Source organism: Patescibacteria group bacterium, from assembly GCA_018817715.1.
In the GTDB taxonomy this organism is placed as follows: Bacteria; Patescibacteriota; Patescibacteriia; order Veblenbacterales; family UBA10138; genus JAHITT01.
The window spans coordinates 289,821-304,748 of the sequence record JAHITT010000006.1 but is presented as its reverse complement, the minus strand read 5'-3'; the positions used below and the strand labels follow the sequence as shown (position 1 = coordinate 304,748).

Genomic DNA, 14,928 nt, shown 5'->3' with positions numbered 1-14,928 from the left:
TCTAGCACAGTTGGTACGATTTATACTAACGGTCAAACTATTTCTTCGCCCCAAGGCTCGCATGTTTTATATTTATGGGGTCAAGATACCCTAAATAACCCCTCGACTTTAGGTCCTTCCAATCCTTATCAGTTTGATAATCAAATTCCTATCGCTATAGCTTCGTCGCCTGGAACAATTCAGGGTGGACCCTGGCTTACGTCAGTTTCTTTGTTGGATTATCCGTTATCGCCCCAAACAAATAGCGGCGTTAACACTTGGGATTTACAATATAAAGCTGGTAGTGGAGGAGTTTGGACAAATTGCAAAACAGGCATTTTGCCAGCTCAGTCTTCTATTACTTTTGGTACAGGTTGTTTACCACAGGTTACTTTAATAACCGAGACAATTTATTATTTTCAGGCGCGAGCCATTGATAATGCTGGTAACCAGGGTTCTTATCCAGGTGGGGACGGGCATAGTAGTACGACTTATCGAGTAAATAATCCGCCTAATATACCCAGTAATCCTTTGCCAGTCAGTGGTAGTACAGCTTCTTTGGAACCTAGTTTATCTTGGGATGGCGGAGATACAGATTTAACGGATGGTTTGGAATATAAAGTTTATATTTCCGGAGCTAATCAAGCGATTAATCTTGGCAGTGATTTGGATGGCACTTTGACAGCTTTAGCTAATCAACAAAATCCAGTAGTTTATGGTACACCCAAGACCAGAATATTACAGTCGGGGGCGACTTATCAGTGGCAGGTTAGTTCTAATGATACGCCATCAGCTCAGCCGACTTATCCGGGTCGTCCGGTTTTAAGTCCAGTTTGGAATTTTACAGTTAATTCACTGCCAGTAGTGGATTCAGCCACTACCACTCCTGTGCCCTCTGGCCAAGGTTATGTGAATGCTGAAGCTAATATAAATTGGCAGGTAACAGATATGGATAGCTCTCAATTAATTTTTGATTTATACATTAATACTACGCCACAGAGTTTAACTGGTGCCACCTTAATAGCCAATAATATAAATTCAACCACTTGTTCCAAAGTGGGTAATACTTGGAGTTGTTCTTTTAGTTGGGATGCCAAATGTGCTTTAGTCGGTTCAAGTTGGTATTTAGTAGTTAAAGTTTATGATGGATTAGATCAGTCGGTTGGTGGTAGTTTAACGCCTTTTACCATTAATCATACAGAGCAGATTTATTATCCTAGTTCATCTTCTTATGCCACAGTTAGCAATGGTGGTGTTTTAAACCTTAATATTCCTTCAGGTTCTTTGGGTATAGATAATCCGCCGACTATATTTTTTAAAGGTGTTTGTGTGTCGCCAACTACGCTTAATCCGCAGGCTAAAGTGGGTAGCAGTGCTGCTAGTGTTTATTCTGGCAGTTTAAGTAACGGACAAATTTCTCCAGCTGTACCTTTGACTGGGCTAGTACCTGATTCAACCAACCAGATAGTTTTTGGTGCGGGTGGTTGTGGACAAACCGGTTATCAATTACGTTATGATTTAGTAACCAGTTGTGGGCAACCTTATTTATCAGTTGAGGGTGGCAATATATATTCAGGTGGCGATATTAAATCTGAGTATGCTCCGCCAAGTGGTAGTTTTAATGCCACTTATTTGATATTGAGTGGTGGTAGCGAGGTTCAGCCTAGGGTAATTCAAAATTTTATTTCTACGACTAGCGATTATTTACAACCGAATTTTGGCAGTTTATCTTACCCCAATACTTCTAGTAGTAGCCAAGCTAAGGTTGGTGAATTTGATTATTATAAATTAACTCATACTTCAACTGGCGCCTCTGTGGTTGATGGTCAGGCTAATTGGTACGGTTATACTGTTCGGGTTTTTGATACAACTACTAATCCTCGTTTGTCTAGCGTAACCTTAGGCAGTAATGTAGATTTAGCTGGCAAGATTTATTATTTTAAAGGATCTTTAACAGTTGATGCGCCGATTATTTTTAAGAATGCTCAAGAACAATTGAGTGGCGCTGGTTTAATAATAGTCGACGGTAATCTTAATATAACGGGAGGGGACTTATCTTATGAGCAATCTCCTTTAGCTGGTTCAACTATTAGGAATTTAGCCTCGGTTGGTTGGTTAGTATTAGGTAATGTCACTGTAGCGCCAGCTATTACTAAGATAGTTGGGACCTATTATATAGCTGGCACTAGTAGCGGTGGAGGAGTATTTTACAGTGGGGCCAGTGATGTACAGTTAAGGATTTACGGAGCTTTAATTGCTAAGCGTTTTGAGTTTAAAAGAACTTTTAGTGCGGCTGGACAACCGTCGGAACAAGTTATTGCTGATGGACGAGTACTTATTAATACACCACCTGGTTTTACTGATTTATTATCAACTTTGCCGGTTTGGCGATTAAGAACACCTTAGAGTTATTTTTGGACAGAAAGGCTTTTTTCTGCTATAATAAACCTAACTTTTAAATTTTGCAGGGTCTGGTAAGTAATCATTTTAATATTTTATGATTTTTGACAGCCTATTAGGTAAAAAGAAATCTTTTTTAGGTGTTGATATTGGTACTGCTAGTATAAAATTAGTAGAATTGACAGCTGGGCCGAATAACGTTCCTCGTCTGCTTACTTATGGTCGAGCTGAGGAGTCGATTGATTTTACCAAGGCTGATTCGGAAGAAGATATTAAACGTATTGTGGCGACCCTTAAAGAAATTTGTCGTCGAGCTAAAACCAAAAGTCAGCAGACTGTCTCAGCCTTACCAAGTTTTACTGTTTTTAGTTCGGTGATTAGTTTGCCGACCATGTCACCCAAAGAATTAGCTGCTGCTGTTAAATTGGAAGCTAGAAAATTTGTACCTTTGCCAGTGGAAGAAATGATATTAGATTGGAAAATATTGAGTGATAAAGTAGATAAACCGAGCGAAGAAACTAAAAATATTAGAGTTCTTTTAACGGCTGCTCCACAGAATGTGGTTAGGCGTTATTTAGAAATATTTAAACGAGCTGAGTTAGAATTATTAAGTTTGGAAACTGAAGCTTTTGCTTTGGAAAGAAGTTTGGTTGGCGGTAGTAATGAAATTATTATGATAGTTGATATTGGGGCCGTGACCACTGATATATCGGTTATCGAAAATAGTATACCTATTTTAAGTCGCAGTATTGATGTAGGTGGTTTTACAATTACTAAAGCTATCGGCCGGAGTTTGAATATTGATTTAAGGCGAGCTGAGCAATTTAAACGTGACATTGGTTTAACCACCGCCAGTAGTAGTGGTAATAATGGAATAATTAAAACTATAGAAAATACTATCGGCCCAATTATTAATGAAATTAAATATACTTTTAATCTTTATCAAAGTCAGTCTCCTAAAGGTATAGACAAAATAATTTTAACTGGTGGCTCATCTTTTTTACCTGGACTTGATAGTTATTTATCTGATATTTTTCAGCTTAAGGTTTATGTTGGTGACCCGTGGGCACAGATAAGTTATCCCACAGAAATGAAACCAATTTTAGATGAAATTGGTCCTCAGTTTGCTAGCGCTATTGGTTTAGCTATGCGTGAATTAATTTAAATTTGTTATGTTTGACGATAGTATAAATTTATTACCGGAGAATAAAAGAGATTTAGAAAAAGAAGAACGTCTTAAAAATAAGACAGTTCCTAGTAAACCTATGGAGTTTAGTCAGCCTGATAAGGTTAAAAAAAATCTAAGTGATAGTTTGGTTATTAAAAAGGCGAGCCAATTTAGTTGGTGGAAAAAAGTAACCAACTGGTTTAGGCGTTCAGCTGCAATTTCCGCCAGTCAGTTGGAAAATAAACCTCTTAAAAACCCCAGTTTAATTAAGGAAATTAGGCCGGAGACTATTCATAAAGAAGGGGCTGATCCTAAGGTATCTAAACTTCCCGTAGAAAGAGATTTGAATATTATTTCAGATGTTAAATTGAAACCCAATATTAATGATGTAAAATCTGAACCCTTTGAAGATAAAGTTTTTAATAAAAGTAAATTACTGGCTAATTTACCCGAAGTAAATTTAATACCCAGTGAAGAGCAAGGTCGGTCCATTACTCGGGCTAAATCCATAATATGGAGTTCTAGTTTGGTAGCTGTTGTTTTAGTTTTGGTGGGTAGTGGTTTTTTGTTTTACTATCGTAATAGTTTAAAAAATGAAAGTTTACTGGAACAAGACAGGTTAATAGTTTTACAAGATAATTTAGAAGGGTTGAGGTTTCAAGCTGAAGAATCTTTATTTTTTCAAACTAAAATTCAAGCTATTGGAGCTATTTTAAACAAGCGGGGAAGCTGGGCGCCATTATTTGAATTTTTGGAAAAGAATACAGTAGTGGATGTTTTTTTTACTGGTTTTGCTGGTGATAGCGGTGGTCGGATAACTTTGGCTGGTTTAGCACCCGATTATACTCAGGTGGCCAAACAGTTTAAAGTGTTTGCTTCTAACAAAAGTGTTGAGCAAGTTGAAGTGATTAATTTGCGCATACAAAAGGTTGGTGACGAGATTACTAATGTGAGCTTTTCTTTTATTATTGTGGCGCCGGATTTTTTCACTCCAGCTTCAGTTAGTGTTAAATAAATTATGGCTACCAAACATCCAGCTAAAATAACTATTAGTCAGCCTAATACTTGGGTGCAAAAAATTAATATTATAGCGCCTTTGTTGGTTTTTATAATATTGTTAGCTGGTTGGCTGGTAGCTGTGCGTCCCTTATGGAATTCTTTGTCTCAAATAGAAAATTCTGACAAAATTATAGAAGCGCAAGATAAAATAAAAATAGATATCACCCAAATTGAAAAAATTAATCAGCAATATCAAAATTTAAATGATAGTGAATTGCAGAGGATAAATTTGGTTTTGCCAAAGGGGCGGGATATACCTACATTATTGGCTCAATTTGAAGGTTTGGCCAAACAGGCTGGACTGGTGATGCAAAGTATAGATTTTATAGGGAGTGGCGATGAAGGGCAGGTTAGAGGTCGGGTGGAAAGTAATGCTGGTCAAGAATTGGGATTACCATTTAAGGTTAATAGTTTACAGATTAATGTTACTTTGGGATCAGGCTCTTATGAGCAAATTAAGAAATTTGTAGCCGCCGCCGCCGAGAGTATTCGGTTGGTGGAGTTAACTTCTTTAACTTTCAGTCAAAGTTCAACTGGAGTTCAGAGTGGTTATATACTTAATTTTAAGACATTATATTTGCCTTAATCAATATGTTAGTGCCTAAAAAATATAGTCGAAAAAAAATTATTTTAATAATAGCGTTAATTTTGGTAATTTGGTTGGTGATAATTGCTTTGTTGTATTTTAATTTTTTTACTAAGGCAGATAATCAAACAGAAATGGTTGGGCCGGCTCAGCGTCCTAGTAAAATAAGTGACCAATTAAAATTGGGTAGTGATGTTTTAGAGGATAATCGATTTATTCAACTTAAAGTTTTTGGTTCTTTGCCAGTTCAGGCTGATAAGGTGGGTCGCAGTGATCCTTTTAGTTTACCGGTTAATAGTCCGATTAAACCAACCAATCGGTAATAAATTATGACACTAGTTAGAAAAAATAAAAACCGATTAGTTATCTTAAAAGAAGGTTTTACAACTTTTGAATTTGCTATCGCCTTTACAGTAGTGGGAGTTATTGCTGTTATTTCTGTGATTTTAATTGCTAATTCGCGAATAAAATTAAGAGACGGACGTCGATTGTCTGACATGATAAATTTGAATAAGGCTCTACTTTTATATAATGATCGTTATAGTGAACAAGGTTTTAAATCTTTAAAATGTATTAAGCAAACTCCAGTAGCGGTTAGTTCTTGTTCAGACAAAGATTCGGCTGGTTTGACAGATTTTATGCCGGGTATTAGTTTTTTAAACGATCCCTTAGCCAAATCAGTTTGTCGTTTTAATCCTTTGGTTGATGAGGTTGGTCAAGCTTGCCAGCCGTGTAATTATTCTTTTGTTGGCCTAGTGGAGGCTGATCGTTATAACGTGGCTTTTTGTTTAGAGAAAGGTAACAATGATTTATCAGCCGGTTTGCATTATTTAACCGAAAGCGGTCTTAAATAAATAATTAAAAAGGCATGGCGAAAAAACAAGTTAGTTTAGATTTAGCTGATATTTTGTTAGCTAATAAAAAAATTACACCTGATCAGCTTAAACAATTGCAAGCCGAGGCGGCTGAGAGTGGTTTAAATTGGGAAGAAGTTTTACGATCTAGTAATTTAGTAAAATTAGAAGACATCATGGCGGCCAAAGCGCAACTTTTTGGTATGCCTTATAAGGATTTAGTTGGTCATGTTATACCGATCGATGTTATAAAATTAATACCCCAAGAGATAGCAGAAAATTATCAAATTGTGGTATTTGAACAAACTGGTCAGGAGGTGTCGGTAGCTTTGGTGAACCCAGGAAATTATAAAGCAGTTGAAGCGGCTGAGTATATTGCTCGAGAAAATAAATGGCATTTACATTATTACCTTACTTCAGCTGAAGGCTTTATAAGTGCGGTTAGACAATATGAAAGCTTGACCAGTGAGGTAACTGAGGCTTTGAATTTGGCTGGTGATAAGTTTCAGGATAAAAGTAAGGAAAAAAAATCAGCCAATGAAGATAATCAGGAAGGAAATTTTGAGGAAATTGTTAAGTCAGCGCCAGTAGCTAAAATGGTAGCTGTTATATTACGCCATGCTGTGGAGGGTGGTGCTTCAGATATTCATATTGAGCCTAACGAAGATGAAACACGGGTGCGTTATAGAATAGATGGCGATTTGCATACTTCTATAGTTTTACCACGTTATATTCATACGGCTATTGTGTCGCGTATTAAGGTATTAGCTAATTTAAAAATAGACGAAACCAGAATACCGCAGGATGGACGTATTAGATTACAAGTGGCTAATCGGCCGATTGATCTTCGTGTTTCTACTATGCCTTTATTAAACAGTGAGAAGGTGGTTATGCGTATTTTGGATACCACTACTGGAGTAAAGACTTTGGAAGAGCTTGGTTTTTGGGGTAAGACTATGGGTTTGTTAAAAGAGAGTTTATCTAAAAGCAAGGGGATGTTACTAGTAACTGGGCCGACTGGTTCGGGTAAATCAACGACACTTTACGCCGCTCTTAATATTTTAAATAAAGAAGATGTTAACATTATAACCCTAGAAGATCCGATTGAATATTATTTACAAGGTGTTAATCAGTCACAGATTAATCCGGAAGTTGAATATACTTTTTCCACTGGTTTAAGATCAATCTTACGTCAAGATCCAGATGTCATATTAGTTGGTGAAATACGTGACACCGAGACAGCTGAGTTAGCTATTCATGCCTCTTTGACTGGGCATGTGGTGTTATCTACCTTGCATACCAATGATGCTTCAGGAGCTATTCCGCGTTTAATAGATATGCATGTGGAACCCTTTTTAATTAGTTCAACTGTTAATATAATTATTGCCCAGCGTTTGGTTAGAAAGATTTGTACTTATTGTCAGGAAGAAATCAAAGTACCAGAAGAAATGTTGATTGAAATGAAAAAAGGATTAACTAATTTACCGTCGGATATTGAAATTAAAGAATTAAACCAGCCTTGGGTATTTAAAAAAGGTAAGGGTTGTAATCGTTGTGATTTTACAGGTTATAAAGGGCGGACAGTTATTTCGGAAGCTTTGGTTGGTACCACTAGTTTACAAAATTTAATAGTTAAACCTTTTACACCTAACGATATTAAGGAAGAATATAAAAAGCAGGGTATTTTGAGTTTAAAACAAGATGGCTTGATTAAGGTTTTACAAGGGTTAACTACTTTGGAAGAGGTCTTAACTGTAACCAAGGATTAAATATGGTTAATGATCGTTGGATAATTATAATAGAAGATGATATTTTTTTGAGCCGGCTTTATCAAAACAAATTTAGTCAAGACGGTTGGTCGGTGGCGGTGGTTGACGGATTGAATGGTTTAAAAAAAATAAAACAACAAAAACCGACTGTAATATTGCTGGATTTAGATTTGATTAAAGAAGATGGTTGGCAGGTTTTACAGTCTTTAAAAGAAGAGCCGATTAATCAAGATATACCAGTTGTTGTTTTAACTAATTTAAGTAATCGAGCTGATGTTAAAAAAGCCAAAGAGTTAGGAGCAGTTGAATTTTTAATTAAGGCTCACTTTTTGCCTTCCGAGGTGGTGGCAGTTGTTAATCGGCAAATAAAGCTTAAGTAGTTTATGTTTTCAAAAAAGTTCTTTTTTAAAAAAAATAGTTATTCAGCTGGCTTTACTTTTATTGAATTATTGGTTGTTATATCAATTATAGTTTTATTATCAACTGTGGCTATGGTGGCGGTTGATAAAACTAGACGTCAGACCATAGATGTCCAACGCTTAGTTGATATGAAGAAGATAGAGGCTGCTTTGGAGCTATATTATGATAAAAATAGGCACTATCCAGATACTAATGGCAATGGTTGTGGTGGTTGGAATGTGGGTAATAAGACTTTATCTTTTATGCAGGGCAGTTTACCTAATGTTTTGGAAGATCCACCGGAAGATCCTTTGAAGACTGGTACTTGTTATGGTTATCGTTATTATCGTTATGTGCCGGATAATCCGACAGTAGGTATTGAAGGTTGCCCAGCTGGAAAATCTTTTTATGTTTTAGGTATAACGGATTTGGAAGCCAGCCAAGGTTCGCATTTTAACAGTCCAGGTTGGAGTTGCCCTGATCGAAATTGGCAAAATGAGATGGAGTGGGTAACAGGCAAGTTTGAGAATTAGTCTAAGGAATTATTGATAATTTAATATTTTAGTATTTAGAAATTAGGATTCAATTTATTATGTCTGCTTCAGAAGTAGCTTTATTTCAACAATTAATAAGTAATTTAGTTAGTCAGGGGGCGTCAGATTTATATTTACGGGCGGCCAGTTCTCCTATAATTAGATTAGATGGAGAATTAAAAACTTTGTCTGATCAGCCGGTGGTTACCGCTGATTATTTGGAGGTGATTGTGTCTTTTTTGTTGACAGAAGATCAACGGACTAAATTTACCAACGAACGGCAGTTAACATTTGGTTATACTTTTGCTAATCGTATTCGACTTAGGTTGAGTTTATTTTATCAAAAGAATTTACCGGAATTAACCATTAGGTTTATTCCGGTAAAAATAAAAAATATAAAAGAATTAGGTTTGCCGGTAATTTTAGAAAAAATAATTAAAACCGATAGCGGTTTAATTATTATTAGTGGACCGTACGCTTCGGGTCGGTCGGCTACTCAAGCTGCTTTAATTCAGGAAATAAACAACCAAACAGCTCGGCATGTTATAACTATCGAGGATCCTATAGAATATTTATTCGTGGGTAATAAAAGTGTAATAGATCAACGTGAATTAGGTAATGATGTTAGAAGTTGGGATGAAGCTCTTGATACCTTACCCCAGGAGGATTGCGATGTAGTTTTTTTGTCAAAAGTACCTCAAGCTAAAATTGCCGCCAAAGCTATAACTTTAGCAGCGGCTGGTAAATTAGTGGTAATCGTCAGCGAGTCTGATTCTACTATTAAAGCTTTAGAGCATTTAGTAGCTTCTTTTTTGCCTGATGAACAAGTAGGGATGCGTCAGCAATTGGGTGAAGTTTTGCTTGGAGTTTTGTCTCAGCAATTGGTGGCTCGAGTAGGGGGTGGTCGAATTGCGGTTACGGAATTGTTGATTGGTAGTCCAGCAGTTAGATCCATTATTAAAGAGGGTAAATTATACCAATTGAATAATATTTTGCAGGTGTCGCGCGATGAAGGTATGGTATCATTTGATTATAATTTGGCGGAATTGGTTAAAACGGGTGAAATAATGGAAGAAGAAGCTTTGGCTTATAGTCATGATAAAGAATTATTTAGTTCATTTTTACGTCGTTCATAATTATTATTTATGCCACTTTACGAATATAGAGCTAAAAATTTAAAAGGTAATTTGATAAGCGGTACAGTAGAAGCGGCTGATGAAACCAATGCTTTGGAAATATTAGCCGATCGCCATTTTACGCCTTTTTATTTGCAAGAAAAGTCCAGCCATCATTGGTTGGATATAGGTTTTAAATTTTTTAATAAAATTAAAACTAAAGATTTGGTAATTTTTTCTCGCCAATTAGCAGTTATGGCCGCTGCTACCGTACCTTTGGTGGAAAGTTTACATATTCTTGTTAAACAAACGGAAAATGAGGCCTTACGTATTGTGGTTTCCGATGTAGCTGATGAAGTGGAAGGTGGTTCTAAATTGTCGGCTGCTTTAGGTAAATATCCTAATACTTTTAGTGATTTTTACATTAATATGGTTAAATCGGGTGAAACGAGTGGTCGCTTGGATGATACTTTAAATTATTTAGCCGATGAAGCAGAAAAAAATTATGATTTGATGAGTAAAATAAAAGGAGCCATGACTTATCCGGCTTTTATAATAGTTGGTTTGGTAATAGTCGGTTTTGTTATGATGGTATTTGTAGTACCAAAATTAACCAGTATTTTACAAGAATCACAGACGGCTTTACCTTTTTCTACTCGGTTACTTATCGGCAGTAGTAGTTTTTTACAAAACCGTTGGTGGTTACTTTTAATAATCATTGCTATTTTAGTGGTTATTTTCCGATTTTTAACGCAAACTGGTTCTGGGCGCATGATTTGGCATCGTTTTCAGCTACGTTTACCAGTAGTTGGCCAATTATTTAAAAAGATTTATTTGGTTAGATTTACCAGATCTTTAGGGACTTTGTTGCAAGGAGGAGTGCCCCTAACTCGCAGTCTTAATGTGGTAGCCGATGTCGTGGGTAATGAGGTTTTTAAAGACATGATTAAAGCTACCATTAAAGAAGTAGAAGAGGGAAATTCAGTATCAACCATATTCTTACAATCTAATGTTGTACCAGCTATGGTTTCGCAAATGATGGTGGTAGGTGAAAAAACCGGACGTTTGGAAGAAATTTTAGGTCGTTTGTCAGATTTTTACGGTCGAGAGGTGGAAAACCAAGTGACTAATTTAGTAACTTTGGTTGAACCGTTAATAATGATTATTTTGGGTTTGGCTGTCGGTGTAATGGTGTCGGCTATAATATTACCCCTTTATAATTTAGCCGGTAGTTTTTAAATATAGATTAAATGTCTAAACTGTGTTATAATAAATAATATGTTAATAATAAGGAAGGGGGTGAGACAATGTTAAACCAAAACAGAAAAGGTTTTACTTTAATTGAATTATTGGTAGTTATTGCCATTATCGGTATTTTGTCCACCTTGGCAGTGGTTGGTCTTAATGTGGCTCGTCAAAAGTCACGTGACGCTAAGAGAGTGGCCGATATTAAACAAATGCAAACAGCTTTGGAGCTCTATTATGGCGATCAGAACGGTTATCCTTCGGTAGGTACAGCCACAGCTTTAGGTTCAGGTAGTATGCTTTCTTTGATTAATACAGGTTTTGCTTCTAGCACGACAGGTGCAACCAATATTTATATGGGTCAGATCCCATCTAATCCGACCCCAGGTGGAGCTTCTTACCTTTATTGTAGTACTACTTCAGCGGCACCAACCACTTGTGCGGCCAGCACGGAAAGTTATCAGATTACTTTCTCTTTGGAAGGTGTAACTGGTGGCTTAGCCTCTGGTGCTCATACAGCTTCACCGACTGGTATGAAATAATTCAGTAATGTTAAAATAAAAACCCATAGCTCGAGACTAGGGGTTTTTATTTTGCCCTTTTATATGGTCTATTTATAAAATAGAAGCATGATTAAGAAAATATTAAATTTAGACAATATTTATTTTATACTGGCTTGGTTAGTGCCTTTAATTTTTTATTGGCAGGCAGTTGCACCAACTGTTCAGTTGGAAGATTCAGCAGAATTAACCACAGCAGTTTTAACTTGGGGTATACCCCATCCTTCCGGTTATCCTTTATATGTTTTACTAGCTAGAAGTTGGTCTAGTTTAATTGGTTTAACACCTTGGGCTGTTAATCTTTTTTCTATTGGTTGTGCAGTTTTGGCTTTGGCTTTTGTTTATAAAGCAGCCCGTTGGTGGGGGGCTGGATCAATTGGTAGTTTGGTAGCTACTTGGTTGTTGGCTGGTTGGCCGGCTTTTTGGTCACAAACTATAGTAGCTGAGGTTTATAGTTTGCATGTTTTATTATTGGCCATGATTATTTATTTAGCGGCTCGTTTTAAGCAAAGTGGTTCTAGTTATTTAGTTTATGTAACTTCTCTATTAGCTGGTTTGGCTGCTGGGAATCATTTGTTGATTATTTGGCTTTGGCCTATTTTGGTGGTTTATTATTATAAATTTTGGACGATGATTGATTTGGCAGGACGTTTAAGATTACTAGGTGTCTTTTTTTTGGCTTCATTAGTCTATCTTTATTTGCCTTGGCGGGCAGCTCAAAACCCTTTATTGAATTGGGGACAAGCGGATAATTGGTTTAGTTTTTGGCACCATGTTTTACGTTTGGGTTATAATGATATCGGTTGGTCGGCCTTAACTGGTTTTAAAGCGGGTTTAATTGGCAGTTTTATTTTGGATTTATTAACTGGTTTTGGTTGGCCGATTTTATTGATTTTATTTTTAGGTTTGGTGGTTGGTTATAAAACTTACGGTAAAACTATTATTTTTTTATTAGCCGTGGTGGTCAGTCAAATTTTGCCAGCAGTTTTTTTAAGACAATATGGTTGGGGTTTAGGAGTGGCTTTTACTTATAGCGTTTATTGGAGCGGCGCGATTTTAGCTTTAGCTATTTTAGTGGCTGTGGCCATTAAGGCTTTAGAGGAGTGGTTGGTTAAAAACAATAGTTTGTCTAAAAAACAGTTCCAGGTGTGGCTGGCTGTAATTATTATTTTATCTTTACCGGTGGTTAGTTGGTATAATAATTTTTGGCAACTTAATTACCAGGCTGATTATTGGCCGGAAGTTTACGCTGAAAAATTATTAAGTGGTCTAGCCCCGCAAGCAATTTTGTTTATCTGGGGAGAAGATTATGCCAATGATAGTTTATTGTTTACGATTGCTTACCAAAAATTAGTTAAAAGAACGAGGCCGGATGTTACAGTGGTTGATGGTCAGATAATTTTTCCTTTTCAGTTGCCTAATGAGGCCAAGGATGAAACAGACTATTGGTTAAATTTATGGCGTTATGCTTATTTAACCAACCGGCCGCTTTATGGCACCAGATTACCACCTAATGATATTTTTTTAATCGGTCGGCAGGATAGCTATGCTTATCGTATTTTTGCTTCTTTGGATCAGGCAAATCAAGCTGATTTAGCTGTTTGGTTATTGCCGCCGGAAATTTGGACCCAACCTAGGTTGCTTTATTATAGTGGACAGGACTATTTGGCCCACTTACTTTATGGTCAAGCTTTAGCTTTGTGGCAATTGGGTAGGCCTCAGCCAGCCCAAGCTTTTTTACAAGAAGCTATTTATTTGGATAATGAGCTATTTTCTAAAGATTATTGGCGGTTTGTTAAACAGCGAGAGTATCTTAATCAACTTAAATGATTATTTAATAATAAAACGACAATATTGGGCTAATTTGCTATCATATTAGTATGCTAATGATGCTGTTATTTTTAATAGGTTTAGCTATAGGCAGTTTTATAAACGTGGTAGTTATCCGTCTTTATAAAGGTGAGACTTTGTTGGGTCGATCCCGTTGTTTACATTGCCATAGCAATCTTAGGTGGTATCATAATATTCCCGTTTTTTCTTTTTTGGTTCTTAAGGGTAAATGTTTTTTTTGTGGACAACCGATTGGTTGGCAATATCCTGTAGTAGAAATCATAACGGCAACATTATTTTTGGCTGTTGGTTTTATGGTGACAGGACAATCAGTTGGCTATTTGTTAGCCAGTTTAGTTTTGACTTTTTATGTGGTAGTTTTAGCTGTGTTTGATTGGCGCCACCAGGTTTTACCTGATGTACTAACATTGAGTGGGGCAGTTGTTATGTTAGTGATTAATTTGTGGCGCGGACAATCTTCTTGGCTTAATTTGTTGGCTGGGGCCGCTTTGGCCGCTGGTTTTTTTGCTTTGCAGTATTATATTTCCAAGGGAGCTTGGATTGGAGCTGGTGATATCCGTTTAGGTATTTGGTTAGGCTTTTCTTTGGGTTTAAAAGCCGCTGCCGTGGCTCTTATTTTGGCTTATTGGTCTGGCGCTTTGATTGGTTTAATTTTACTTAGTCAAAAAAAATGGCATAGGAAAAGTCGCATTCCTTTTGGTATTTTTTTGGCTTTAAGCACTTGGGTGGCTTGGTTCTGGGGAAATAATTTAGCAAGTTGGTATTTTGGTTATTTGGGTTTTTAAAAATAAAATCATGACAAAAAATTATCAAAATCAATTTGGCGGTTTTACTATCATTGATTTATTAGTTTCAGTATCGATTTTTGTTGTGATTACTGGTTTGACTTTGAGTAATTTTAGTCGCGGACGGCAAAAGGATGATTTGCGGCAGGGCAGTTTATTGGTAGTGTCACTTTTGCAGCAAGCTCAGGTTTACGCTTTAGCTGGTCAAACCATAAACGGTTTTGTGCCCGCTGGCGGTTATGGTCTGAATTTTGATTTAAGTAATCCTGGACGGCTGATTTTTTTTGCTGATTTAGATGATAATGGCTTATATTCTTTTGGTGGTGATAGTTTAGTGGATACTGGTAATTATAATTTGTCGACTAATGTAACCATAACAAATTTAGTTGTTCGTCAAGGTGAAACCAGTCAATCTAGTAATTTGTCGAATTTTATTTATCGTCCGCCCCAAGCGGCTCGGTATTTAGATGGTTTACTAAATGGTGGAACTTTGGAAATCACCTTACGACATTCTCAAACAGGTGAAACTAAATTAATTACGGTTAGCACGGCTTCTGGACAAGTAAATACTCAATAATATGTTTAAGCGTTTTGATTTAAAAATTGAATTGATTAAGAAAAAAAT

Annotated in this window: 15 protein-coding genes; all 15 read left to right on the top strand. The window is 36.5% G+C overall.

Annotated elements, in window-relative coordinates; genetic code table 11:
- A partial coding sequence (locus tag KKC17_04570) for a hypothetical protein (protein MBU1039465.1) occupies window positions 1-2,385 on the top strand: 2,385 nt, incomplete at its 5' end.
- A 91-nt stretch (window positions 2,386-2,476) separates the two neighbouring features.
- Window positions 2,477-3,544 (top strand): type IV pilus assembly protein PilM, encoded by a 1,068-nt coding sequence (gene pilM, locus KKC17_04565; GenBank protein MBU1039464.1) that lies wholly within the window; start codon window positions 2,477-2,479, stop codon window positions 3,542-3,544.
- Between the two features lie 7 nt (window positions 3,545-3,551).
- On the top strand, window positions 3,552-4,562 hold the full coding sequence (locus KKC17_04560; protein ID MBU1039463.1) for a hypothetical protein: 1,011 nt from the start codon (window positions 3,552-3,554) through the stop codon (window positions 4,560-4,562).
- 3 nt (window positions 4,563-4,565) lie between these two features.
- On the top strand, window positions 4,566-5,192 hold the full coding sequence (locus KKC17_04555) for a hypothetical protein (GenBank protein ID MBU1039462.1): 627 nt from the start codon (window positions 4,566-4,568) through the stop codon (window positions 5,190-5,192).
- Window positions 5,193-5,197: 5 nt separating this feature from the next.
- Window positions 5,198-5,515 carry a hypothetical protein gene (locus KKC17_04550; GenBank protein MBU1039461.1) on the top strand — a complete coding sequence of 106 codons (318 nt, stop codon included), beginning with the start codon at window positions 5,198-5,200 and terminating at the stop codon, window positions 5,513-5,515.
- A gap of 6 nt (window positions 5,516-5,521) precedes the next feature.
- Entirely contained in the window at window positions 5,522-6,046 is a 525-nt protein-coding gene (locus KKC17_04545; protein MBU1039460.1) for a hypothetical protein, read from the top strand.
- A 14-nt stretch (window positions 6,047-6,060) separates the two neighbouring features.
- Window positions 6,061-7,815, top strand: a complete 1,755-nt coding sequence (tadA, locus tag KKC17_04540) for a Flp pilus assembly complex ATPase component TadA (protein ID MBU1039459.1) — start codon at window positions 6,061-6,063, stop codon at window positions 7,813-7,815.
- A 2-nt stretch (window positions 7,816-7,817) separates the two neighbouring features.
- Window positions 7,818-8,195, top strand: a complete 378-nt coding sequence (locus tag KKC17_04535) for a response regulator (GenBank protein MBU1039458.1) — start codon at window positions 7,818-7,820, stop codon at window positions 8,193-8,195.
- Between the two features lie 3 nt (window positions 8,196-8,198).
- Window positions 8,199-8,747, top strand: coding sequence for a type II secretion system GspH family protein (locus KKC17_04530; GenBank protein ID MBU1039457.1), 549 nt, complete (start codon window positions 8,199-8,201; stop codon window positions 8,745-8,747).
- A gap of 59 nt (window positions 8,748-8,806) precedes the next feature.
- Window positions 8,807-9,883: a Flp pilus assembly complex ATPase component TadA gene (tadA, locus tag KKC17_04525; GenBank protein MBU1039456.1), complete on the top strand. Its 1,077-nt coding sequence runs from the start codon at window positions 8,807-8,809 to the stop codon at window positions 9,881-9,883.
- 9 nt (window positions 9,884-9,892) lie between these two features.
- A complete protein-coding gene (locus KKC17_04520) occupies window positions 9,893-11,101 on the top strand; it encodes a type II secretion system F family protein (GenBank protein ID MBU1039455.1) in 1,209 nt (402 codons plus the stop codon).
- Window positions 11,102-11,169: 68 nt separating this feature from the next.
- Window positions 11,170-11,649, top strand: a complete 480-nt coding sequence (locus KKC17_04515) for a prepilin-type N-terminal cleavage/methylation domain-containing protein (GenBank protein MBU1039454.1) — start codon at window positions 11,170-11,172, stop codon at window positions 11,647-11,649.
- Window positions 11,650-11,736: 87 nt separating this feature from the next.
- A complete protein-coding gene (locus tag KKC17_04510; GenBank protein ID MBU1039453.1) occupies window positions 11,737-13,497 on the top strand; it encodes a DUF2723 domain-containing protein in 1,761 nt (586 codons plus the stop codon).
- Between the two features lie 50 nt (window positions 13,498-13,547).
- Entirely contained in the window at window positions 13,548-14,303 is a 756-nt protein-coding gene (locus KKC17_04505) for a prepilin peptidase (protein ID MBU1039452.1), read from the top strand.
- A gap of 10 nt (window positions 14,304-14,313) precedes the next feature.
- Complete coding sequence (locus KKC17_04500) at window positions 14,314-14,880, top strand: type II secretion system GspH family protein (protein ID MBU1039451.1); 567 nt, start codon at window positions 14,314-14,316, stop codon at window positions 14,878-14,880.
- Window positions 14,881-14,928: the final 48 nt, after the last annotated feature.